Source organism: Actinomyces procaprae (assembly GCF_004798665.1).
In the GTDB taxonomy this organism is placed as follows: Bacteria; Actinomycetota; Actinomycetes; order Actinomycetales; family Actinomycetaceae; genus Actinomyces; species Actinomyces procaprae.
This window is the reverse complement of the sequence record NZ_CP039292.1, coordinates 1,002,818-1,023,221: the sequence shown is the minus strand read 5'-3', so window position 1 is coordinate 1,023,221 and position 20,404 is coordinate 1,002,818. Positions and strand designations below refer to the sequence as shown.

Annotated in this window: 21 protein-coding genes; 12 read left to right on the top strand and 9 right to left on the bottom strand. The window is 70.6% G+C overall.

Annotated elements, in window-relative coordinates:
- Window positions 1-476 precede the first annotated feature (476 nt).
- The 3 genes from E4J16_RS03990 to E4J16_RS15310 all read left to right on the top strand — a co-directional run bounded on the left by E4J16_RS03990 (window position 477) and on the right by E4J16_RS15310 (window position 2,349).
- The gene (locus tag E4J16_RS03990) at window positions 477-692 is read left to right on the top strand and encodes a DUF3107 domain-containing protein (protein WP_136192714.1); all 216 of its coding nucleotides are present in this window, start codon (window positions 477-479) and stop codon (window positions 690-692) included.
- Window positions 693-1,006: 314 nt separating this feature from the next.
- On the top strand, window positions 1,007-1,666 hold the full coding sequence (locus E4J16_RS03985) for a DUF6318 family protein (protein ID WP_136313320.1): 660 nt from the start codon (window positions 1,007-1,009) through the stop codon (window positions 1,664-1,666).
- Window positions 1,667-1,806: 140 nt separating this feature from the next.
- Window positions 1,807-2,349 carry a hypothetical protein gene (locus tag E4J16_RS15310; protein WP_204519932.1) on the top strand — a complete coding sequence of 181 codons (543 nt, stop codon included), beginning with the start codon at window positions 1,807-1,809 and terminating at the stop codon, window positions 2,347-2,349.
- A gap of 220 nt (window positions 2,350-2,569) precedes the next feature.
- On the opposite strand, the gene E4J16_RS03975 is transcribed toward E4J16_RS15310, so the two are convergent.
- Window positions 2,570-2,794, bottom strand: coding sequence for a hypothetical protein (locus tag E4J16_RS03975; RefSeq protein ID WP_136193747.1), 225 nt, complete (start codon window positions 2,792-2,794; stop codon window positions 2,570-2,572).
- Between the two features lie 207 nt (window positions 2,795-3,001).
- On the opposite strand from E4J16_RS03975, the gene E4J16_RS03970 reads away from it, so the two are divergent.
- Window positions 3,002-3,751: a sulfite exporter TauE/SafE family protein gene (locus tag E4J16_RS03970; protein WP_136313319.1), complete on the top strand. Its 750-nt coding sequence runs from the start codon at window positions 3,002-3,004 to the stop codon at window positions 3,749-3,751.
- Window positions 3,752-3,832: 81 nt separating this feature from the next.
- Here E4J16_RS03970 and E4J16_RS03965 read toward each other — a convergent pair whose 3' ends face one another.
- Window positions 3,833-4,492 (bottom strand): ferritin-like fold-containing protein, encoded by a 660-nt coding sequence (locus E4J16_RS03965; protein ID WP_240038258.1) that lies wholly within the window; start codon window positions 4,490-4,492, stop codon window positions 3,833-3,835.
- Window positions 4,493-4,844: 352 nt separating this feature from the next.
- On the opposite strand from E4J16_RS03965, the gene E4J16_RS03960 reads away from it, so the two are divergent.
- Window positions 4,845-6,470, top strand: a complete 1,626-nt coding sequence (locus tag E4J16_RS03960) for a DEAD/DEAH box helicase (protein WP_240038391.1) — start codon at window positions 4,845-4,847, stop codon at window positions 6,468-6,470.
- Window positions 6,471-6,574: 104 nt separating this feature from the next.
- Here the strand turns inward: E4J16_RS03960 and E4J16_RS03955 are convergent, their stop codons facing one another.
- Window positions 6,575-7,210, bottom strand: a complete 636-nt coding sequence (locus tag E4J16_RS03955; protein WP_136193750.1) for a MarC family protein — start codon at window positions 7,208-7,210, stop codon at window positions 6,575-6,577.
- A gap of 107 nt (window positions 7,211-7,317) precedes the next feature.
- The gene (locus tag E4J16_RS03950) at window positions 7,318-8,163 is read right to left on the bottom strand and encodes a PHP domain-containing protein (RefSeq protein ID WP_136193751.1); all 846 of its coding nucleotides are present in this window, start codon (window positions 8,161-8,163) and stop codon (window positions 7,318-7,320) included.
- 147 nt (window positions 8,164-8,310) lie between these two features.
- Between E4J16_RS03950 and E4J16_RS03945 the strand changes: the two genes are divergently transcribed.
- The 3 genes from E4J16_RS03945 (at window position 8,311) to E4J16_RS03935 (ending at window position 12,215) form a co-directional block, all read left to right on the top strand.
- Entirely contained in the window at window positions 8,311-9,444 is a 1,134-nt protein-coding gene (locus E4J16_RS03945) for a Gfo/Idh/MocA family protein (RefSeq protein ID WP_136313317.1), read from the top strand.
- 97 nt (window positions 9,445-9,541) lie between these two features.
- A complete protein-coding gene (locus E4J16_RS03940) occupies window positions 9,542-11,194 on the top strand; it encodes an aminopeptidase P family protein (protein ID WP_136313316.1) in 1,653 nt (550 codons plus the stop codon).
- 97 nt (window positions 11,195-11,291) lie between these two features.
- Window positions 11,292-12,215, top strand: a complete 924-nt coding sequence (locus tag E4J16_RS03935; protein WP_136313315.1) for a cation diffusion facilitator family transporter — start codon at window positions 11,292-11,294, stop codon at window positions 12,213-12,215.
- Window positions 12,216-12,224: 9 nt separating this feature from the next.
- Here E4J16_RS03935 and E4J16_RS03930 read toward each other — a convergent pair whose 3' ends face one another.
- Window positions 12,225-13,136, bottom strand: coding sequence for a sugar phosphate isomerase/epimerase family protein (locus E4J16_RS03930; RefSeq protein WP_136313314.1), 912 nt, complete (start codon window positions 13,134-13,136; stop codon window positions 12,225-12,227).
- A 33-nt stretch (window positions 13,137-13,169) separates the two neighbouring features.
- Window positions 13,170-14,027, bottom strand: coding sequence for a YflT domain-containing protein (locus tag E4J16_RS03925; protein WP_240038257.1), 858 nt, complete (start codon window positions 14,025-14,027; stop codon window positions 13,170-13,172).
- A 98-nt stretch (window positions 14,028-14,125) separates the two neighbouring features.
- Between E4J16_RS03925 and E4J16_RS03920 the strand changes: the two genes are divergently transcribed.
- The 3 genes from E4J16_RS03920 (at window position 14,126) to E4J16_RS03910 (ending at window position 17,302) form a co-directional block, all read left to right on the top strand.
- On the top strand, window positions 14,126-15,418 hold the full coding sequence (locus tag E4J16_RS03920) for a magnesium transporter MgtE N-terminal domain-containing protein (protein WP_136313313.1): 1,293 nt from the start codon (window positions 14,126-14,128) through the stop codon (window positions 15,416-15,418).
- Complete coding sequence (locus tag E4J16_RS03915; protein WP_136193757.1) at window positions 15,411-16,004, top strand: DUF1003 domain-containing protein; 594 nt, start codon at window positions 15,411-15,413, stop codon at window positions 16,002-16,004. The genes E4J16_RS03920 and E4J16_RS03915 overlap by 8 nt, the downstream gene beginning before the upstream one ends.
- Window positions 16,005-16,150: 146 nt before the next feature.
- A complete protein-coding gene (locus E4J16_RS03910) occupies window positions 16,151-17,302 on the top strand; it encodes an Mrp/NBP35 family ATP-binding protein (protein ID WP_136193758.1) in 1,152 nt (383 codons plus the stop codon).
- Between the two features lie 88 nt (window positions 17,303-17,390).
- Here E4J16_RS03910 and E4J16_RS03905 read toward each other — a convergent pair whose 3' ends face one another.
- A complete protein-coding gene (locus E4J16_RS03905) occupies window positions 17,391-18,284 on the bottom strand; it encodes a twin-arginine translocase TatA/TatE family subunit (protein ID WP_136193759.1) in 894 nt (297 codons plus the stop codon).
- Between the two features lie 155 nt (window positions 18,285-18,439).
- Here E4J16_RS03905 and E4J16_RS03900 point away from each other — a divergent pair, with 155 nt between their 5' ends.
- Window positions 18,440-19,075: an O-methyltransferase gene (locus E4J16_RS03900; protein ID WP_136193760.1), complete on the top strand. Its 636-nt coding sequence runs from the start codon at window positions 18,440-18,442 to the stop codon at window positions 19,073-19,075.
- Window positions 19,076-19,174: 99 nt separating this feature from the next.
- Here E4J16_RS03900 and E4J16_RS03895 read toward each other — a convergent pair whose 3' ends face one another.
- A complete protein-coding gene (locus E4J16_RS03895) occupies window positions 19,175-19,342 on the bottom strand; it encodes a DUF3117 domain-containing protein (protein WP_073327418.1) in 168 nt (55 codons plus the stop codon).
- A 150-nt stretch (window positions 19,343-19,492) separates the two neighbouring features.
- Window positions 19,493-20,320, bottom strand: a complete 828-nt coding sequence (locus E4J16_RS03890; RefSeq protein ID WP_136313312.1) for an LOG family protein — start codon at window positions 20,318-20,320, stop codon at window positions 19,493-19,495.
- Window positions 20,321-20,404 lie beyond the last annotated feature (84 nt).

The following is a 20,404-nucleotide window of genomic DNA, read 5'->3' as shown; positions in this document are numbered from 1 at the left end:
CACGCCAGCGCAAACCACGCCGACGAGCTGGCTCCCGGCTCCACCCACACCCTCGAACGCGAAGAGCCGGTTAACCGTCTGCTGCAAGGCTCCGAGGTGTACAGCAAACCGTTAAGTGACGTTGTTAACGCCCAACCGGCGTATTGGAGCCCCCAGTCCACTCGCTCGCCGGCCCAGGCTCCCGACCGGCCCGTGGACACCACACCCACAAACCGGAAGAGCCCCTTAACGTCGCCTGGATATCGGTCTTCGGTACGGCGGTCTTGGACGTGCCGCGGTGATCCCATGACCCCGTCCCGGTCGCGGGCTTACTCGCGACGGCGGCGTGCTGTCCGCGCGGCGCGAAACGGCCCGGATTGCGGTGGACCGGGCAAGCCCTTGCGACGGCAGGGCCCATAGGATCTGGGCAGACACCCCATCGCGGGCCGCTGCCCTTACGGGTTTTGCGACCCAAGTCCTGGACGCAAGGAGTACCCATGCAGGTCACCATCGGAATCAAGCACTCGGCTCGCGAGCTCCAGCTGGAGACCTCCGCCTCCCAGGAGGAGGTCCTCGCGGCCGTGGCCGACGCCGCCACCTCCGCAGTCACCCTGACCGACGACAAGGGCCGCAAGGTGTTCATCCCGGCGGGATCGCTCGCCTACATCGAGATCGGCGAGGCCTCCCCCCGCCGCGTCGGCTTCGGCATCTGACCCCAGCCCGCCTCTCCCCTCCCCTGCACTCCCCTCCACCACGCTCCCCCTCCCCGAGGTCGGTAGATCTTACGTACCGAGGTCGGTAGTTATTACGTGCCGAGGTCGGTAGTTGTGGCAGGCCATGGCTCGCAGGACAACATCCAGCGGCCTACGACACCGGGGACACGTTCCACCACCACAACCAGGTTTTCCACAGGCGCCGACTCCGGGGTGGCGCCACCCCGCTGGTCTCGGTACGGTTGCGGGCGTCGGTGACAAGCCGGCATCCCAGCTAGTCCCATCCGGGTCCTCGACGAGGAGGCCGCCCTCTCATGTCCACTACTCCCGCAACCCGCTCATCCCGCCGGCGCCGCAGACCACCGGCCACTATTTCCCTGGCCCGGCTCGCCGCCGCGCTCGGCCTGGTTCTCCTCGGGGCCGGCTGCTCACAAGACAGCGGAACGAGCGGCCTGCCCACCCCTACCTGGACCCCCTCGCCCACCGCCAGCGCCACACCCACGCTCCCGCCCGAGCAGGCCGAGGCCAGGGCCACCGCCCTGGCCATGGAGCCCCCGGACCCCTACACCCCGGAGTTCACCCCCACCGGCGCAGCCGACGCAGCCACATACTTCCTAAACCTCTACCCGTATGTTCACGCGACAGGGGACCTGGACGCCTGGAAGAACATGAGCGAGGACGACTGCGAATTCTGCAACAGGGTAATCGCCAACGCCACGGCACGGCACGATTCTGGCGGGTGGGCCGATCCCTGGGAGCAGGAGATCGTGCCGCTGGAGTGGTGGACCGACCAGGAGGACCCCAACCGCTACGTCGTACGCACCCAAGTGGCATCCGAAGCCCACACCGGGCACTCGATAGATGGTGAGCTTACAACCGTTGACGCCTCTGAGTCCGTTTTCCTAGTCCAGATCCGCTGGAACGACAGCGACTGGCTGGTAGAAGAAGTAGCCCTAGAAGAAGAGGACGCATAATGTCGCCCACCTCTAACTCAAGCCTCGTTCGCGCTGCACTCATCGCCGCTATCACGGCAGCGGCAACACTAACATGCCCAACGTCTTTCGCGAACAATCAATCTAACATAGACATACAAGCGGACGGTTCTGGTAATTCTGTGACTGTTTCTGGTGGGCGGTCGCAAGAGGTGGTGGAGTCGGTTCCGGGCGCGCCGGTCCCCGGGGGCGGCTACCCCGGAGGCGCGCAGCAGCCAAGCGCCGAGGGCGTGCGCTACAAGTACGGGCCACCCACCCACCAGTGCCCCTACGGCACCATCTCCTCCCCCAGCGGCGTACGCCCCATCTGGCTAAAGTGCCTGGACGCCCCCGCCAGCACCGCCGGAGGCACAGTAGTAGTCACCGTCACCGCCACCGACGCCGCCACCCTCCTGGCCCAGGGCTCGGGCATCACCCGCCAGCCCCCGGGCGACCAGGTCCTGATCAGCAAGGACTTCATCGTCTACACCAGCCCCGACACCCAGGTACTGACCACCACCGTCGCCGGCACCCCGGTAACCATCCACGCCACCCCCCCACCAGCTACACCTGGGACTGGGGCGACGGCACAACCACCACAACCACCACCCCCGGAGCCCCGTGGCCCAACCAGACCGTCACCCACCGCTACACCCACACCGCCCAGGGCGCAACCACCACCCTGACCACCACCTGGAAAGCCACCTACACCCCCGCCGGAGGCACCACCACCCCCATCACCGGAACCATCACCACCACCAACACCACCACCCCCTACGACCTCGTACGCACCCTCACCTACCTCACCGACCAAGCCCGAAACCCAACAAGGACACTGACACCACCACCCACACACCACGCCGGAACCGAACCCTCCCCAGACCGCCACCGCCTAACGCACAGGCACTACAACCGGTCGTGCTTCTCGCAGAAGACGTGGTCGCCCAGGATCTTGAAGCCGTCGCGTTCGGCCGCGCGCAACGCGTCGTGCTCGGTGTAGCTCAAGGCGAGCACACGCTCAATCGCCGTGCCATCCGGGTCGTGGACCGTGTCGACCACCCGATGCGCGACCATACGGTCACACCCCTCGTGGTCACAACGGACGGCGATTGCCTCGCGACGAACGAACATGTGGTCCCCTTTCAGCGTCAGAACTGCTGACGGTCGAATCTGTTTTGCCTGAGCGAATCTGCTTCGCCCGCGCGCCCACCGCGGAGCATCGGTGCCCCGATGTGAGCCACGCACGTATCATGCCTCACACTTGTGCGCACGTGGACCTCGCCGCACGCACGCGCCGCCCCGCCGGGGCGCAACGCGTTACGGCTACTGTTAGCGGCGATGTCGCCCGTGATCACCTACGCCCTCCTGTTTCTCGCCGGAGCAGCCGCCGCCATCGTCGGCTACCTGGTGGGAATGGCCTCGCTGGTCTCCTACCCGGCGATGCTCGCCCTGGGCGTGCCCCCGGTGGTCGCCAACGCCTCCAACACAGTCAGCCTGATTCCCGGCGGCATCGGCTCACTGATCACCTCTTGGGACCGGCTCAGGCAGATCCGCTACTACCCGTTGCTCCCACAGGTACTCATCGCCGTCGTCGGCGGGCTCGTGGGCGGCGCGCTGCTACTGGTGGCCCCGCCCGGCGTATTCGAGGCGGTCGTGCCCTGGCTCGTGCTGTTGGCGACCGTACTGGTCGCCCTCAGTCCGCGACTGCGGCGCGGCGCCACCGGCTACCGGCTGCCCGCGCCCGCGTTCCTGGCCCTGATGGCCGCGATCATGGTTTACAGCGGCTACTTCGGCGCCGGCGCAGGGGTACTCTTCTTCGCCCTGTGCACCCTGGGCACGCCCATGAACACCCACGCGGCTGTGGTTATGAAGACACCCATGCTGACCCTGTCCAACTTCGCCGCTGCCGTGCTGTTCATTGTGCAGGGGCAGGTCGACTGGGGCGCCGCGATCGCCGTCGGCCTGGGCTCCTTCGCCGGCGGCTACGTGGCCCCGCTGATTCAGCAGTTGATTCCCGAGCGGGTCATTCACGCCGCCGTGGTGGTCGGCGGGCTGGTCCTGACCGTCTGGCTGCTGCTCGGCTTCTGAGCCCGGCCCGACGACGGCGCCCATCGCCCCGACTCGCCGCCTCGCGACCGCCTCCGGTCCCTCGCCGACGCCGTCGCTCGGCTAAACCCGCAGACCCAGCCCCCGCATACGACTGGTGGCCCCCTGGGACAGGGCCTCGTGCAGTGCCTCGGCGTCCGCGCCGGACGCGGCCAGGTCCGGAGAGGACGCCAGCAGCCGCTTCATAGTGCCGATCTCCTCGCCCACCACGCGACGTCCCCACAGACCCAGGCGAGCCGCCAGCTGCGTGTCCTCGCCGATCGCCGGCACCAGCTGCGCCGACGCGAAGTCAGCCAGGCGGTCGGCGCCGATCTCCTCCGTCAGCCGGTCACGCAGCGGGGCATCCAGCGTCTGTGCGAGGGCGACGACGAAGTCCCGCATCAGCCCGAAGGTCAGGTAGGTCTTGGTCAGACGCTCGTACCAGTCCAGGGGGCGCAACCGTTCATCGAAGTCGCCCAGCGCACCGATGAACGGGGCGGCCGCCACCAGCAGGTCGATACCCGCGCCGTCCGCCGGTTCACGGAGGCGATCAAAGGATGCGACCGCCTCCGCGCTCATGCGCAGCAGCTCGACGCGCGTAGTCATGTCGGGGGCCTTGTCCGCATCCTTGGCGTAGCGGGTGCAGGCGATGGTCCGCGTGTATGCGGCCAGGCCAATCACCGCGATCATGTGCGGCGTGGGCGATGCGGCCCCGTTCAGGCCGGCTGGGGAAGCTGAGCTCATGGGGCCAGGTTAGGCCCTGATGCGGTACCGCCCCCTGCGTTCGCCACGGTGGCTCAGCAACCAACGCGATCCATCTCTCTTAACGGTCACTCACGCATCCACGTCCGGTTGACTAGGCTGGGATCAGGTTGCCCGGTCGCCATGCCCATCCTCATGCCCTGCAGCCCCGCCTGCCCACTGCGGCACGGTGCGAGGCGTTTTTCGCGATCGGCTGCCGCATATGACCGCAGGTGCGGTGCGCCGTCGTACGTCGGCGCACCAGCGCACCGCCTGATCCCGGACCCCGCGCCCGGATACAACCGAAAGCACAGACCAAGCCGTGACCGAGCAGATCGAAACAACTGAATCATCCGTGCCCTCCGCCGCTCAGCCATCCGGGGAGCAGCACCGGACCGCTACGCAGCCCGATTCCGCATCCGGCATCATCTCCACCGCGCAGGCGCACGCCCCGGTGCTGGACGATGCCAAGCCGGACATCACCGACGCCGACTCCGACACCGACCTGACCGCGCGCACCTTCGCCGACTTCGGCGTCGAGGAGGAGATCTGCCAGGCCCTGGCGGACAAGGGCATCACCCACCCCTTCCCCATCCAGGCACTGACCCTGCCCATCGCACTGCGCGGCCAGGACATCATCGGCCAGGCCAAGACCGGCACCGGCAAGACCCTCGGCTTCGGCATCCCGCTGCTCATGGACACGCTCGGCCCCGGTGAGGAGGGCTGGGACGAGGACCCCGCCTCCGGCTCCCCGCAGGCGCTCGTAGTCCTGCCCACCCGCGAGCTGGCCAAGCAGGTGGCCGAAGAACTGGCCGGAGCCGCCGCCAAGCGCACGGTCCGCATCGTCCAGGTGTACGGCGGGCGCGCCTACGAGCCGCAGATCGAGGCGATCGAGCGGGGTGCGGAGATCGTCGTCGGCACCCCGGGCCGCATTATCGACCTGATGGATCGTCGGGTCCTGGACCTGACCCACGTGACCACCGTGGTGCTGGATGAGGCCGATGAGATGCTCGACCTGGGCTTCCTGCCGGACGTTGAGAAGATCCTCTCCCGGACCCGCTCCGACCGCCACACCATGCTGTTCAGCGCCACCATGCCCGGCGCCGTAGTCGCCCTGGCCCGCCGCTACATGACCAAGCCGACCCACATTCGCGCCCAGGACCCGGGCGACGACTCCATGACGGTCAAGTCCGTCCAGCAGGTCGTCTACCGCACCCACGCGTTGAACAAGGTCGAGGTGCTGTCCCGCATCCTGCAGGCCGAGGGCCGTGGCCGCACCATCATCTTCGCCCGCACCAAGCGCACGGCCGCCCGCGTGGCCGAGGACCTGGCCTCCCGTGGCTTCGCCACCGCGGCCCTGCACGGCGACCTGGGGCAGGGTGCCCGCGAGCAGGCGCTGCGCGCCTTCCGCAAGGGCAAGGTGGACGTGCTGGTGGCCACCGACGTGGCGGCGCGCGGCATCGACGTCGACGACGTCACGCACGTAGTCAACTACCAGTGTCCGGAGGACGAGAAGATCTACGTCCACCGCATCGGCCGTACCGGCCGCGCGGGCGGCTCCGGGACCGCGATCACGTTCGTCGACTGGGACGACGTCGCCCGCTGGCGCCTGATCTCCAAGGCCCTGGGCCTGCCGATCGAGGAGCCCGTCGAGACCTACCACACCTCCGACCACCTGTATACGGACCTGAGCATCCCCCGGGAGGTCACCGGCAAGCTGCCCCGCAGCAAGCGGGTGCTGGAGGGCCTCGATGCCGAGCAGATCGAGGACCTCGGTGAAACCGGCCGCCGCGGGCGCTCGGGCGACGACCGGAACGGCCGCGGGCGTGGCCGCGGCCGCGGAAGGGGACGGCGCACCGTCTCCGGGCGCGCATCGGGCGCCGACGCGGCCGGCTCACGGCGCTCCAATTCCACTGCGGGCGACAAGCCGCGCCGCAAGCGCAACCGCCGCCGCACCCACGGGGGCCGCGCCGACTCCTGACACCCGGCTCCTGAGCATACGGCCGCCCGGACCACATCCGTCCGGGCGGCCGCTCCTTCCTCCCCGCGTCGGGCGCTTAGCGCCAGCGCAGGACACGGCGGTGTTCAGGCGCCCATGACCGTGTCCACGTAGGCGAGCACGCCGTCGGCGATCATCTGCACCGCGATGGCTGCCAGCAGCAGCCCGAAAATGCGGGTCAGCACCTGAATCGCCGACTCCCCCAGCAGCCGGTGCAGGCCGACGGAGAACCGCAGGGCCACCCAGATGACCAGATGTGTCACCACGATCGCGGCGGTCACGCTCACCCAGCCGATCACGGGTCCCGACGCCGAGTCCACCGCCACCATGGTGGCGACAATCGCCCCCGGTCCGGCCAGCAGCGGCGTGCCCAGGGGGACGAGGGCGGCGTTGGTGGCCACCGCATCCGGGTCCGGATGCTCGTCCGCCTTGTCGGTGAGCAGTTCAAGCGCCACCAGCAGGAGCAGCAGCCCGCCGGAGATCTGCAGCGCCGGCACGGTGATGCCCAGGAAGCGGAGGATGTAGCGGCCGAAGATCGCGAAGGCGAGGATCACCGCGAAGGACACCAGGGTGGCCTGCCGGGCGGAACGGGTGCGTTCGGCGTCGGTCTGCCGGCTGGTCAGTGACAGGAAGATGGGGATGGCGCCCAGCGGATCCTGGATCACCAGGATCGTGGTGAGCGCGGTGGCGAAGAGCGTGAGGTCGAAGACGTTGGCGAGCATGGACTGAGGATGGTTGTGGGCTTGGTGGTCGGTTCTGTTGCGTCCGGGTTCGCGGCAGGCCCCTCCTGCTGAGCTTGCATGGACCGGGCGGTGCTCGGGAGGGCCGGTCAGGGCACGACCAGCGGGAGCGCGCCCTCGGCGACGATCCGCTCGAGTAGCGTCGGCGCCATCAGGTTCTCGCCCAGCCGGTTGGGCTTGCCGGCGCCGTGGTAGTCGGAGGCCCCGGATGCGCCGAGACCGAGTTCCTGAGCCAGGGCGCGGGCCTGCTCCCGCTGAGCGGGGGTGTGATCACGATGGTCGACCTCGAGCGCCGCCAGGCCGGCCTCGGCCATCCGGGCGAAGGTCTTATCGGGCACCAGGCGCCGCTGTCGGCTCGCGGCACGCGGGTGAGCGGCCACCGGCACCCCCCCGGCCGCGCGCACGAGTCGGCAGGCCTCCACCGGGTCCAGGGCCCAGTAGTGGACGTAGTAGGGGCTGGAGGTGGCCAGCGGACCGGCGAAGGCGGCGGAGCGATCGGGAAAGGCCCCCGCTGCCACGAGCGCGTCCGCGATATGCGGGCGGCCGATCGTGGTGGCATCTGCGGCCTGGGTGAGCACGTCCTCCCAGCTGATGGGGTAGTCGGCCGCCAGGCGCTCGACCATGAGCCGGGTGCGGTTTGCCCGCGAGTGGCGGGCGTGGGCCAGTGCCTGCGCCAGCGGGGCGTATTCCGGGTCGAACAGGTAGGCCAGCAGGTGCAGGGCGACGCCGTCCGCGGAACAGGAGATCTCTGCACCGCGCAGCAGGCTCACTCCCGCCTCCGGCACCGCGGCGGCCGCCTCCGCCCAGCCGTCAGTGGTGTCGTGATCGGTCAGGCCGACGACGTCGAGCCCGGCCCGGGCCGCCTGCGCCATCAGCTCGGCGGGGCTGTCCGTGCCATCCGAGTAGGCGGAGTGGGTGTGGGGGTCGATGCGCACCCGGCAAGTGTACGGATGCGCCGGCCGCACCCCCGCGGCCGCCGAACCCGGTTGGCAGCCCTCGGCAGGCACCAAGTACCCGGCCTGCGCGCCCGCGTACCGGAAGCGCCCCTTAATGTGACGGCGCTTACTTGTTAGCCTGGTGGTATGAGCGCACGCACGCCGTCCGGCCCCCTCACACCGATCCGCTTCGGCATCATCGGCGCCGGCTTCATCGCCCGCTGGTTCGTTGAGGCCGCCGACGCCGTGGCCGACGCCCGCATCGTCGCCGTCACCTCCGCGCACCCGGAGCGTGCGGCCGCCTTCGCCGCCGAGCACGCCATCCCCGCCGCCTTCGCGTCGGTGGAGGAGATGCTCGCCGCCAAGGACGCCGACGGCGCCCCGCTGGTGGACGTCGTCTACGTCGGCTCCCCCAACCTGCTGCATCCCGAGCACACGCTCGCCGCCCTGGAGGCCGGCCGGCACGTGCTCGTGGAGAAGCCCTTCGCCCCCACCCCCGACCAGGCGCGGGCAATGGTGGCGGCCGCCCGGCGCAATGATCGGCTGCTCATGGAGGGGTGGCTGCCCGCCTTCGAGCCGGGCACGGCGGTGCTGCGCGACAACCTGCGGCGGCTGGGTCCGATCCGGCGCGCGCTGCTGGTCAAGGAGCAGTACTCCTCCCGCATGGACGCCTACCGTGACGGGTCTTTGCCGCCCGCGTTCAACCCGGCCATGGCGGGCGGTTCCCTCATGGACCTGGGCGTGTACCCGGTCAGCCTCGCGATCCACCTGTTCGGGGCGCCCACGCGGGTGACTGCCGCCGGGGTGCTGCTGGACTCGGGCGCGGACGCCCTGGGCACGGTCGTGCTCGACTACGCCGGCACCAGCACCGCCCGCCAGGTCCAGCCCGCAGGCTTCGAGGTGGTGTGCCTGCACTCCAAGACCTCCCCCGCCGGCACCGGCTCCGCGATCGCCGGCGACCACGCGGTGCTGACCCTGGACGACTGCCAGTGGCCCCAGCAAATCGCCCTACGCGGCCCCGCGGTGGGCACAGCCGGCGCCGGCAGCACGGCCGGCACGGACCGGGTCAAGGCGGCGGCCGGCGCCGACGCCGTCCAGGACCTGTCGGTTCAGCGCAGCGGGCCGGTACTCGCCTACGAGCTGGAGGCCTTCTGCCGCCTGGTGCGCTCCGGGGCACGCGAGTCGGAGCTGCACCCGCTGGCCAACTCGGTGGCCGCCGTCGAGGTGCTCTATGAGGCCCGCCGACAGGTGGGAGTGCGGTTCCCGGGCGACCCCGACTGACGCCACCACCGTCGCCTCGACCGCCCCACCCCGCGCCCCGGGCCGGGGGCCGCCGGCCGGGCCGCCTCCCGCTCGGCGAGCGTGCCACTATGGGGCCATGACCGATTCCGTATCCGACTCCCCCGCAACTTCCACAGCTGACGCCGAGGCACCCCAGACGCTCGCAGATCGCGGCAACAACCGCTCACACCGGCCCACCAACCAGGCCTTCCGCGACTTCATCGGCTCCGGCTGGGGCCCCCGCCCCGACACGCTGCCCGAGCGCTCAGCCGCCGCCCCCTGGGCGGCCGCCCGGCGTGAGACCCTGGGTGCCCTGTTCCCCGGCGACCGGCTGGTCATACCCGCCGGGGGCCTGGTGACCCGCAACAACGACTGCGACTACCGCTTCCGCCCGCACTCGGCCTTCGCCCACCTGGCCGGCACCGGCACCGACTTCGAGCCCGACGCCGTGCTCGTGCTGGAGCCGCTGGCCGCCGGCACCACCGGCGCCCGGGCCAGCAGCGCCGCGGGCAGGAGCGCCGGTTCCGCCGTCGTCGGGGATGCCGACACCCCGGGCGAGACCACGACCCCGCCCACCCACGAGGCGGTGCTGTACTTCCGTCCCCGCGCCTCCCGCAGCAGCGAGGAGTTCTACGCCGATACCCGTTACGGCGAGCTGTGGGTGGGGCGGCGCCCCTCGATCGAGGAAGTTGAGGCGGCCACCGGGATCCGCTGCGCCCACATCGACTCCCTGCCGGACGCACTCGCCAAGGACGCCGGCCCGGGCAGCGTACAGTTGCGGGTCATAGCCGCGGCGGACACGGCCGTGACCGCCCTCGTGGACCGCGTGCGCACCGCGGCCGGCCTGGCCGCCGGGCAGGACGCCCAGCAGGTGGATGACGCCCTGGCGGAGGCCACCAGCGAGCTGCGCCTGGCCAAGGACCCCTGGGAGGTCGAGCAACTACAGCGCGCAGTGGACGCCACCCGGGCCGGCTTCGACGACCTGATCCGCTCCATTCCGCGCGCCACCGGGCACTGGCGTGGAGAACGGGTGCTGGAGGGCGCCTTCGGCGCCAAGGCCCGCGAGGAGGGCAACGGGCTCGGCTACGAGACCATCGCCGCCGCCGGGAACCATGCCAACACCCTGCACTGGATCAATAACGACGGCGCCGTGCGCCCCGGCGAACTGGTGCTGGTGGACGCCGGCGTGGAAGTCGACTCCCTGTACACCGCCGACGTCACCCGCACCATCCCGGTGGACGGCCGCTTCACCGCCCCGCAGCGGCGCGTGTACCAGGCGGTCCTGGACGCCGCCGACGCCGCCTTCGCCCGCGCGGGCACCCCCGGCTGCCGCTTCCGGGACGTGCACACCGCCGCCATGGAGGTGATCGCCGCCCGCCTGGAGGCGTGGGGCATGCTGCCCGACGGCGTCACCGCCGCCGACTCCCTGGGGCCGGACGGCCAGTTCCACCGCCGCTGGATGGTGCACGGCACCAGCCACCACCTGGGCCTGGACGTGCATGACTGCGCCCAGGCGCGCCGCGAGATGAGCATGGATGCGGTGCTGCGCCCGGGCATGGTCTTCACCATTGAGCCTGGCCTGTACTTCCGCGCCGATGACCTGCTGGTCCCCGAGGAGCTGCGCGGCATCGGCGTGCGCATCGAGGACGACGTCGTCGTCGACCCCGACGGGAGCGTGCGGCGCCTGACGCAGGCGATCCCCCGCACCGTCGCGGAGGTGGAGGCCTGGGTGAGCGGGCTGATCGCCTGATCCCCGGCTGACGTGGCGGCGCAGTCCCTCGGCGCCGCCCACGGGTTTGCTGACGGCCCCTGGGCCCGGGCGGGCACGGATCACTATCATCCGAGGTGTGCCGCCGATTCATCAGCATTCGCACACCCCTGCCCCGGGTGCCTCCCGGGGTCGGCTCGCCGCCGTCCTGGGGCTGACGGCGGGCGTGCTGGTGGCCGAAGTCGTGTCCGCAGTGCTGACCGGCTCGCTGGCCCTGCTCGCCGACGCCGGGCACATGCTCACCGACGTCGTCGGCCTGGTCATGGCGCTGGTGGCCGCACACCTGTCCACCCGTCCCGTCACCGACCGCTCCACCTGGGGCCTGCGGCGCGCCGAGATCCTGGGCGCCGCGCTCCAGGCGGCGCTGCTGGGGACCGTCGGAGTCGTCGTCGGCGTGCGGGCGGTGATCACGCTCGTGGGCGGCGCCGAGGTGGAGGCACACGGCATGCTGGTCATGGGCGTGATCGGCCTCGCCGCCAATATGGTGGGGCTGCTGCTCCTTTCCGGCGGCCGCAACGGCAATCTCAACATGCGGGCGGCCTTCCTGGAAGTCGCCAACGACGCCCTGGGCAGCGTGGGCGTGATCGTGGCGGCGGCCGTGGTGGCACTGACCGGCTGGGCGCGCGCCGATGCAGTTGCCTCCCTGGTGATTGTCGCCCTGATCGTGCCGCGGGCCTTCTCGCTGCTGCGCACAGCCGTCGGTGTGCTCATGGAGCGCACCCCAGAGGCACTCGACCTGGCTGAGGTGCGCCTCCACCTGCTGGCGGTCGACGGCGTCGAGCAGGTGCATGACCTGCACGCCTGGACCGTCGCCTCAGGACTGCCGGTGCTCACCGCGCACGTGGTCGTCTCCGACGCCTGCCTGGCGCAGGGACGCACGGGCGAGGTCCTGGACGCGCTGCAGGCCTGCGTGGCCGAGCACTTCCCGGTGCATATCGAGCATGCGACCTTCCAGCTCGAACCGGCCGGACACCGCGCCCACGAGCACGCCCCCTGCGCCTGACTCCGCGTTCTAGCCGCGGGCGTCGCGGTAACGGCGCCGCGTCGGGGCGGGAACACGCACGGCGGCGGTATCCCCCTCCCCCTCCAGGTGCTCGCGGGCGAATGCGAGCGCGCTCGCCAGGCCCTCACGCCTCTGGTCGGCGCTCATGGTGCGGGTATTGACCTCGACGACGACCTGTCCCCCGGCCGCACCGAAACCGGTGTGCACCAGATGGCGCAGCACCCCGGCGCAGTCCTGATCGCCCTGCCCGGGCAGGAGGTGGTCGTCGCGGAATCCGGGCACGCCGTCGGTCAGGTGCACGTGCCGCAGGGTCGGCCCCAGGGCGCGCGCCATGGCCAGCGCATCAGACCCGGAGGTGGCCGCATGGGAGATGTCGAGCGTCACCGACCGATACCCCTGGCCAACCGGGTCCCAGGTCGGGAAGTACGCCTGGAAGTCCCTGGTGGAGTGGGCATTGCGGGGACGCCAGGTGAACATGTTCTCGACGCACAGGTGCACGCCGGCGGCGGACTCTCGCTGCGCCACTCCGGCCACGAAGGAGCGGGCGTAACGCGTCTGCCAGAAGAACGGCGGGTGCAGCACCACATTGGACGCCCCCAGTGCACGCGCCAGCTCGATGGAGCGGTCGACCTTCCCCCATGGGTCGGCGCCGAATACCGCGCGGGTCAGCAGCAGCGTCGGCGCGTGGACCGCCAGCACCGGCACCCCGTAGCGCCGTACCAGGGCCGACAGCGCCTCGGCGTCCTGCGTCGCCCGCTCCGCCCACACCATGACCTCGACGCCGTCATAGCCCAGCTGGGCGGCCAGGGCGAAGGTGTCCTCCACCTCACCCGGGTACACCGAGGAGGTGGACAGGCCCACCTGGATCGAAGCCGCCGCAGCGCCTACCGGGCTCACGGGTGCGTGCACGACGGGGCGCATGGGAGCCAGGGGGCGGGCGCGCGCGGAGGGACGCTACGCGCGTGGGGCATCGTCCGGGCGCCGGAGGTACGGGTCATCATCGGTTTCATTGTGTCCCGTTACCCGGCCGTCTGTCTGCGCTTCGGACTGACCGGAATCGGTGCTCGGCGCCCCCGTCGGCTGCGTTCCCTCACCCGCCGCGGGCACCGGCGCGCCCGGGCCCGACGACGTGGCGCCGGCCTCGGAATGCCCCCGCGTGTACGCCTGCGGGTCGACGCCCTCGGGCAGGCGCACGCCGAAGCGGGGCTGCTCATCCGGCCGGGATCCGAAGGTGCTGGGTCCCTGGCCCCGGGCCTGCTGCCGGGCCGCACGGCGCTCCTCGGCCCGGCGCGCCGCCTCGCCGCCACGGGTCAGGTTGCCGGGAATATCAGCGAGCGCATGCGCCGCCTCCGCCGCCATCTGTGAGGCGATGATCGAGTAGCGCGAAGCCACCACCTGGCTGATTGAGGTGAAGTCACGCTTGCCGCGAGTGACGGCATAGGAGATCACCTGGAAGATCATCCCCCAGATGACACCCATGAAGACCGCGGCGATCAGCACCGTGCCCGTCCCTGAGTTGGGGCCGAGCAGCAGCATCATCGCGCCGAAGAACAGTCCGATCCACAGCCCGGACATGGCACCGTTGGCAACCGCGCGGCCCCAGCTCATGCGGCCGGTGATGCGCTCGACCTGGCGCAGGTCGGTGCCGATGATCGCCAGGTACTGGACCGGGAAGCCGCTGTCGGACAAGGAGTCGACCGCATGCTGCGCCTCCGCGTAGGTCGTGAATGAGGCGACCTCATCGCCGCGCGGGATGCCTCCCCGCACCATGCCGAGCGGCGCGGCCTGCATGGAGAACTGACTCTGGCTCATGGGCACATCGTCCCACGGCGCCCGGCCGCGCGAGTAACTTCTTCGAGCGGCGAAAACGTAAGGCGGCAGCAACACCGTCACGTCGATAGGCTGCCGTCGTGGAAAGCACCAAGACGCGCAGCACCCTCAGAGTCTTCGTCGCCCGGCTCGTGGGCACAACGGTCTTCGATCCGCTCGGCGATGCCGTCGGCAAGGTGCACGACGTCGTCACGCTGATCCGCCTGCGCGGGCAGCCTCGCGCCGTCGGCCTGGTCATTGAGGTCGCGGGCCGCCGCCGCGTGTTCCTGCCGCTGTCACGGGTGACCGCGATCGAACCGGGCGCCGTCATCACCACCGGGCTGGTGAACATCCGCCGCTTCGAGCAGCGCCGCGTGGAGACGCTGGTCGTCGGCGAGCTGCTGGACCGCGTGGTCACCATGCGGGACGGCTCGGGGAGCGTGACCATCCGCGACGTCGCCATCGAGCGCGATCGCGGCATGGACTGGAAGGTGACGCGCCTGTTCGTGCAGCGGGGCTCCTCCGGCCCCCTGGGGCTGCGCCGCGGCGAGACCTTCACCGTCCGCCCCGACGAGGTCACCGGGCTGGCCGGATCCGCCGATCAGCAGGGGGCCACTGCGCTACTGGCCACGATGGAGGGGCTTAAGCCCGCCGACCTGGCCGACGTGCTCTCCGACCTGCCGCTGCCCCGGCAGCTGGAGGTCGCCGCCGAGCTGTCCGATGAGCGCCTGGCGGATGCCACCGAGGAGCTGTCCGACGACGAGGCCGTGGCCCTCCTCACCGGTCTGGATGCCGCCCGCGCCGCCGACGTCCTGGACGCCATGCAGCCCGACGACGCCGCCGACCTGGTCTCCGCCCTGCCCGCCTCCATGGCCACCCGGCTGCTTGACCTGATGGAGCCGGAGGAGGCGGAGGACGTGCGCCGTCTGATGACTTACGACGAGTACACCGCCGGCGGGCTGATGACCACCGAGCCGATCATCCTGCCGCCGGAGTCGACGGTCGCCTCCTTCCTGGCGCAGGCCCGCAAGGCGGAGGTGCCGCCCGCCCTGGCCGCCGTCGCCTTCGTATGCCGCCCCCCTCTGGAGTCCCCCACGGGCCGGTTCCTGGGTATGGTCCACTTGCAGCGCGCCCTGCGGGAGCGCCCCCAGCAGCTGCTCGGCTCCATCCTGGACAAGGACCTCGACGACGTTCACGCCGACGACTCGATCGGCACCGTCACCCGTCTGCTGGCCACATACAATCTCACGGCCATACCCGTGCTCGACGACGCTGGCCGCCTGCTCGGTGCCGTGTCCGTCGACGACGTCCTGGACCACCTCATGCCCGACGACTGGCGGGAGGCGGATGACGCCGTCACCGACGAGATGATTGAGAGGAGCGCCAATGCCTAATCAGCTCGACCAGCCCCTGTCGAAGAACCGCTCCCGGTGGATGCGCTGGACGCATCCCTCCCGCTCCCGCTCCGACGGCTTCGGGCGCTTCGCCGAGGCCACCGCACGCTTCATGGGCTCGCCCAAGTTCGTGCTGTACATGACGGTCTTCGTCGTCGCCTGGATCGCCGCCAACATCCTGCTGGCGAAGATCAATGCGGACGCCCCCTGGGACCCCTACCCCTTCATTCTGCTCAACCTCGCCTTCTCCACCCAGGCCTCCTACTCGGCGCCGCTGATCCTGCTGGCGCAGAACCGGCAGGACGACCGCGACCGGGTCACCGCCGAGCAGGACCGCCAGCGCGCCGAGCGCAACCTTGAGGACACCGAGTTCCTCACCCGGGAGATCGCCTCCCTGCGTCTGGCCATGAATGACGTGGCCACCCGCGACTTCGTGCGTTCCGAGCTGCGCAGCGTCCTGGAGGAGCTGCTCCAGGAGGAGCGCCGCACCCGCGAGGAGCTGCACGAGGACCTCATGGATGATGGCGACGCCGACGCCCCGGATGCGCCCCGCAGTGAACGCGGGGAGCACTCCCCACGGGCCTGACACGCCCACGGGCCTGACACGGTCGGCTCGGCCGCGGCGCCGCCACCGCGGTAGTACCCGTATTCCCGCCACCTCCGGTCGGCGGCGTGCTCCTCACCACCATGGCTGCCGGTGGAGTCCACTCCTGCGGGCCATAGGATTGTGGCATGAGCCTGCCCACCGAAGACGCCGTCCGTGAGGCGCTGGCACGGGTGATCGACCCCGAGCTGCGCCGCCCGATCACCGACCTCGGCATGGTCGAATCCATCGCTGTGGGAGCCGACGGCGTCGTCACCGTCGGGGTGCTGCTGACAGTGGCGGGCTGCCCCCTGCGGGACACGATCACCGCTGACGCCCGCAAGGAGGTCGGCGCCCTCGACGGGGTCACCGACGTAAACGTCAACCTGGGGGTCATGACCGACGAGCAGCGCGCCGAGCTGCGCACCCGCCTGCGCGGCGGGGCCGCCGAGCCGGTAATCCCCTTCACCCAGCCGGGGAACCTCACCCGCGTCTACGCGGTCACCTCCGGCAAGGGCGGGGTGGGCAAGTCCTCGGTCACCGCCAATCTCGCCGCGGCGATGGCGTCCCAGGGCCTGAGCGTCGGCGTTGTCGACGCCGACATCTACGGCTTCTCCATCCCCCGCATGCTGGGTGTGGATCAGGTGCCCACGCAGCTGGACGGCATGATCGTCCCGCCCCTCGCCCACGGGGTGAAGGTCATCTCCATCGGCATGTTCGTGGAGGACAAGCAGCCGGTCGTGTGGCGCGGCCCCATGCTGCACCGGGCGGTGCAGCAGTTCCTCTCCGACGTGTTCTGGGGGGACCTGGACGTGCTGCTGCTGGACCTGCCGCCGGGAACCGGGGACGTCACCATCTCGGTGGCGCAGCTGCTGCCGGATGCGGAGATCCTGGTGGTCACCACCCCACAGACCGCGGCCGCAGAGGTGGCCGAGCGCACCGGGCTGATCGCATCGCAGACTCACCAGAAGGTGGCCGGCGTAATCGAGAACATGTCCTACTTGCCGCAGCCTGACGGCTCGCACCTGGAGATCTTCGGCACCGGCGGCGGGCAGGCGGTCTCGGAGTCGTTGACCAACGCGCTCGGCTACGAGGTGCCACTGCTGGCCCAGCTGCCGCTGGACATCCGCCTGCGTGAGGGCTCCGACGTCGGCGTCCCCGCAACGATCGCGCGCGGCGGCGCGCCTGCCACCGACTCCCCCGCGGCTGTGAAGCTGGCTGCGGTAGCCCGAAGGCTCGGGCACCGCGCGCGCGGGCTGTCCGGCATGTCTTTGGGCATCAGCCCGGTTTCCGCCGGCTGACTCCCGGCTTCCCCCGGCTCCGCGCGACGCCGGCGGGCCACACCGCATCGGCGCGACCCGTCGGCCGCACGCGCGCCTGCGCGTAAGGTCAACCGACCTCGGCGAGGGCCGCTTCTGCGCGGGTACGGGCGGCCTCGTTGGCGGCCCGCACAATGTCGCGCGGTGAGACGGGACGCACACGCGGCCCGTCACCGTCCTGCTCCACGGCCCCCAGGGTTGAGGGAATGAGTGCGGCCGACTCGACGCCGTCGGCGGCAATGGTCTCCGGTGCCTGCGCGCCCTCGGCGGGCTCGGCCGGCTGCACCTCGGGAATCTCCGCCGTGGCGGTTTCGCCCGCCTCCAGTGCGAGCTTGGCGGAATCGGTCGGTGCGGCGGCACTCACCTGGGGCAGCTCGGCGGTGACCGCGGCAGCCTCGGCCGCCGCCTGCTCCGGGTCCTTGTCCTGACGCTGCGGAGTCGCGGCGGCCTGCTCCGCCTGCTGCTGGGCGGGCTCGGCGGCGTCGGCAACCGCGGAATCCACACGTGCCGCCGCGGCCGTTGCCGCTCCGACCGACGCCGCCCGTGCGGCGCGGGTCTCCTCCGCCTTGTCCTCGATCATCTTTGACAGGGACTTGGACTTGCCCGTGCTCTTACCGCTCACTGCGGCCGCCGCCTCATTCGAGGCCTCCTTGGCCGTCTCGACGACCGACTGGAAGGGGTTGGTCAGGTCCCGGCGGATGGCCTCCAGGTCCTCCCCCAGCGCGTCGCGCACGATCTTGCGCGGGTCGTAGTTGCGCGGGTCCAGGTCTGACAGGTCAAGGTCGCCGAGCTCGGGACCGACCTCCTCTGCGATCTGGGCCTTGGTGTTGTCCAGGAAGACACGCAGCCTGCGCACGCCCTGCGTCAGCTTGCGGGTGTACTCGGGCAGCCGCTGCGGCCCCACCACAATGACCACCACCAGCAGGAGGACGAAGAACTCCGCACCTGAGATACCCGGAAGCATGTGGCCAGTATAGGGAGAAGTATGGGCAAACAGGCATGCGGGGGCGCGCGGGAACCGGTCCGGACCTGAAACAATGGGCGCGATCCCCGCGCCGGGCCCCCGGCGCCGTCGGGGTGACACGGCTACGCGGCCCAGTGCCGCAGAAGGGGCACATGGTGGCTGCTGACAAGACGCTGAGCTGGTCCTATACGGAGGAGTTCCCGGTCGAGGCCGAGACCGCCGCGCAGGCGCGCCTGCGCGGCATCGAGCTGGGCACCGACCCGGTGTCACCGGCAACCGGCGCCGCACTGCGCATGCTGACGGCGGCCACCTCGGCGAAGTCCGTCGCCGAGGTGGGCACCGGCACCGGCGTGTCCGGACTGTGGCTGCTGGACGGCATGGGCGCCGACGGCGTGCTGACAACGATCGACGTCGAACCAGAGTTCCAGCGCGAGGCCCGTCGTGCCTTCGACGAGGCCGGCTACCCGGGCGCCCGCACCCGCATCATCCAGGGGCGCGCATCCGACGTCATGCCCCGCATGGCCGCGCACTCCTACGACATGGTGGTGCTGGACCTCGGCCCCGAAGAGGCGGCTGCGCTGACACCGCAGGCGATCCGTATGCTGCGCCCCGGCGGCGTCCTCGCGGTGACGCATGCGCTATGGAATGACCACGTCGCCGATCCGGCTCGCCGCGATGCCACCACGGTGGCTGCGCGTGAGCTGGGAAAGACGCTGCGGGACGAGGACAGCCTGCTCACCTCGCTGCTGCCGGTCGGCGACGGTCTGCTGGTCGCCGTCCGCCGGGCCTGAGCGGCCCGGCCGGGCGGGTTCGCCAGCTCCTGAGCCCGTGCGCAGCGCCAACGCGGCGCTGCTGCTCGGCTCACGGCCGAGCACAGACTCGGTGATTGCTCAGTACTTGACGGAGGCCAGCGCCTCCTGCAGCTCCTTGATCTCGTCGGGCGTAATCTCAACAACCAGACGTCCACCGCCCTCCAGCGGCATCCGCATGATGATGGAGCGGCCCTCCTTGACGACCTCGAGCGGCCCGTCGCCGGTCCTGGGCTTCATGGCAGCCATGTGCTCCCCTTTCACTGATGATTCGCGGACTTTTACCGCTTCTCCCAGTTGCATTCTACGGCATCATTACGCCAGTTCGGGCGCAAACGTGGCTGACTCCACGCCTACGCCCCGGCGCTCGGGCCACCCCCGGGCCGTTGCTTCGGCCCCTTACTGGGCCACCCAGTCGGAGCGGTCTGGAGTGCGTGTGAGCCCGTTGGCGCGCATGATCCGGGCGGCGTCGACCACGAATTCCACCGCATCCTCGGCCGTGTCCACCACCCGCATCAGGGCGATGTCATCGGCGTCGATCGTCGCCGCCTCCACCAGCGTCTCACGCATCCAGTCCACCAGGCCGCCCCAGAACGCCGAGCCCACCAGGGCAATCGGGAACGAGGGCACCTTCTGGGTCTGAACCAGAGTGACCGCCTCGAACAGCTCGTCGAGCGTGCCCATTCCCCCGGGCATGATGACGAATCCATCGGAGTACTTCAGGAACATGGTCTTGCGGGCGAAGAAGTACCGGAAGTTCACTCCCAGGTCCACGTAGTCGTTCATGCCCTGCTCATGCGGCAACTCGATTCCCAGCCCCACGGAGATGCCGCCGGCCTCACGGGCGCCCTTGTTGGCCGCCTCCATGATGCCGGGGCCACCACCGGTGATGACGGCGTAGCCGGAGTCGGCCAGTCCCGCCCCGATCTGCTCGGCCAGGGCGTAGGCGGGGTCGTTGGCGGGGGTCCGCGCCGATCCGAACAGGCTGATCGCCGGCCCGACCTCCGCGAGCGCGCCGAAGCCCTCCACGAACTCGGACTGGATGCGCAGGACCCGCCACGGATCGGCGTGCAGCCAGTCGGCGTCGCCGCGGCGGTCCAGCAGGCGGGCATCGGTGGTACGAGCGGGGATCTGGGCGCCGCGGAGCATCACCGGACCCTTCCGGTAGGTCTCGCGCGAGCCGTTCTTCACACGCGGCTTGTCGCCACGATTGGTGTCCTTAGCCATAATGAGCATGATCCCCTACCGCACGCGCACGTGGCGGCGGCGTGCTGGGCGAGTCCGGTTCCTGTGTGCCGGATGTGCTCACCA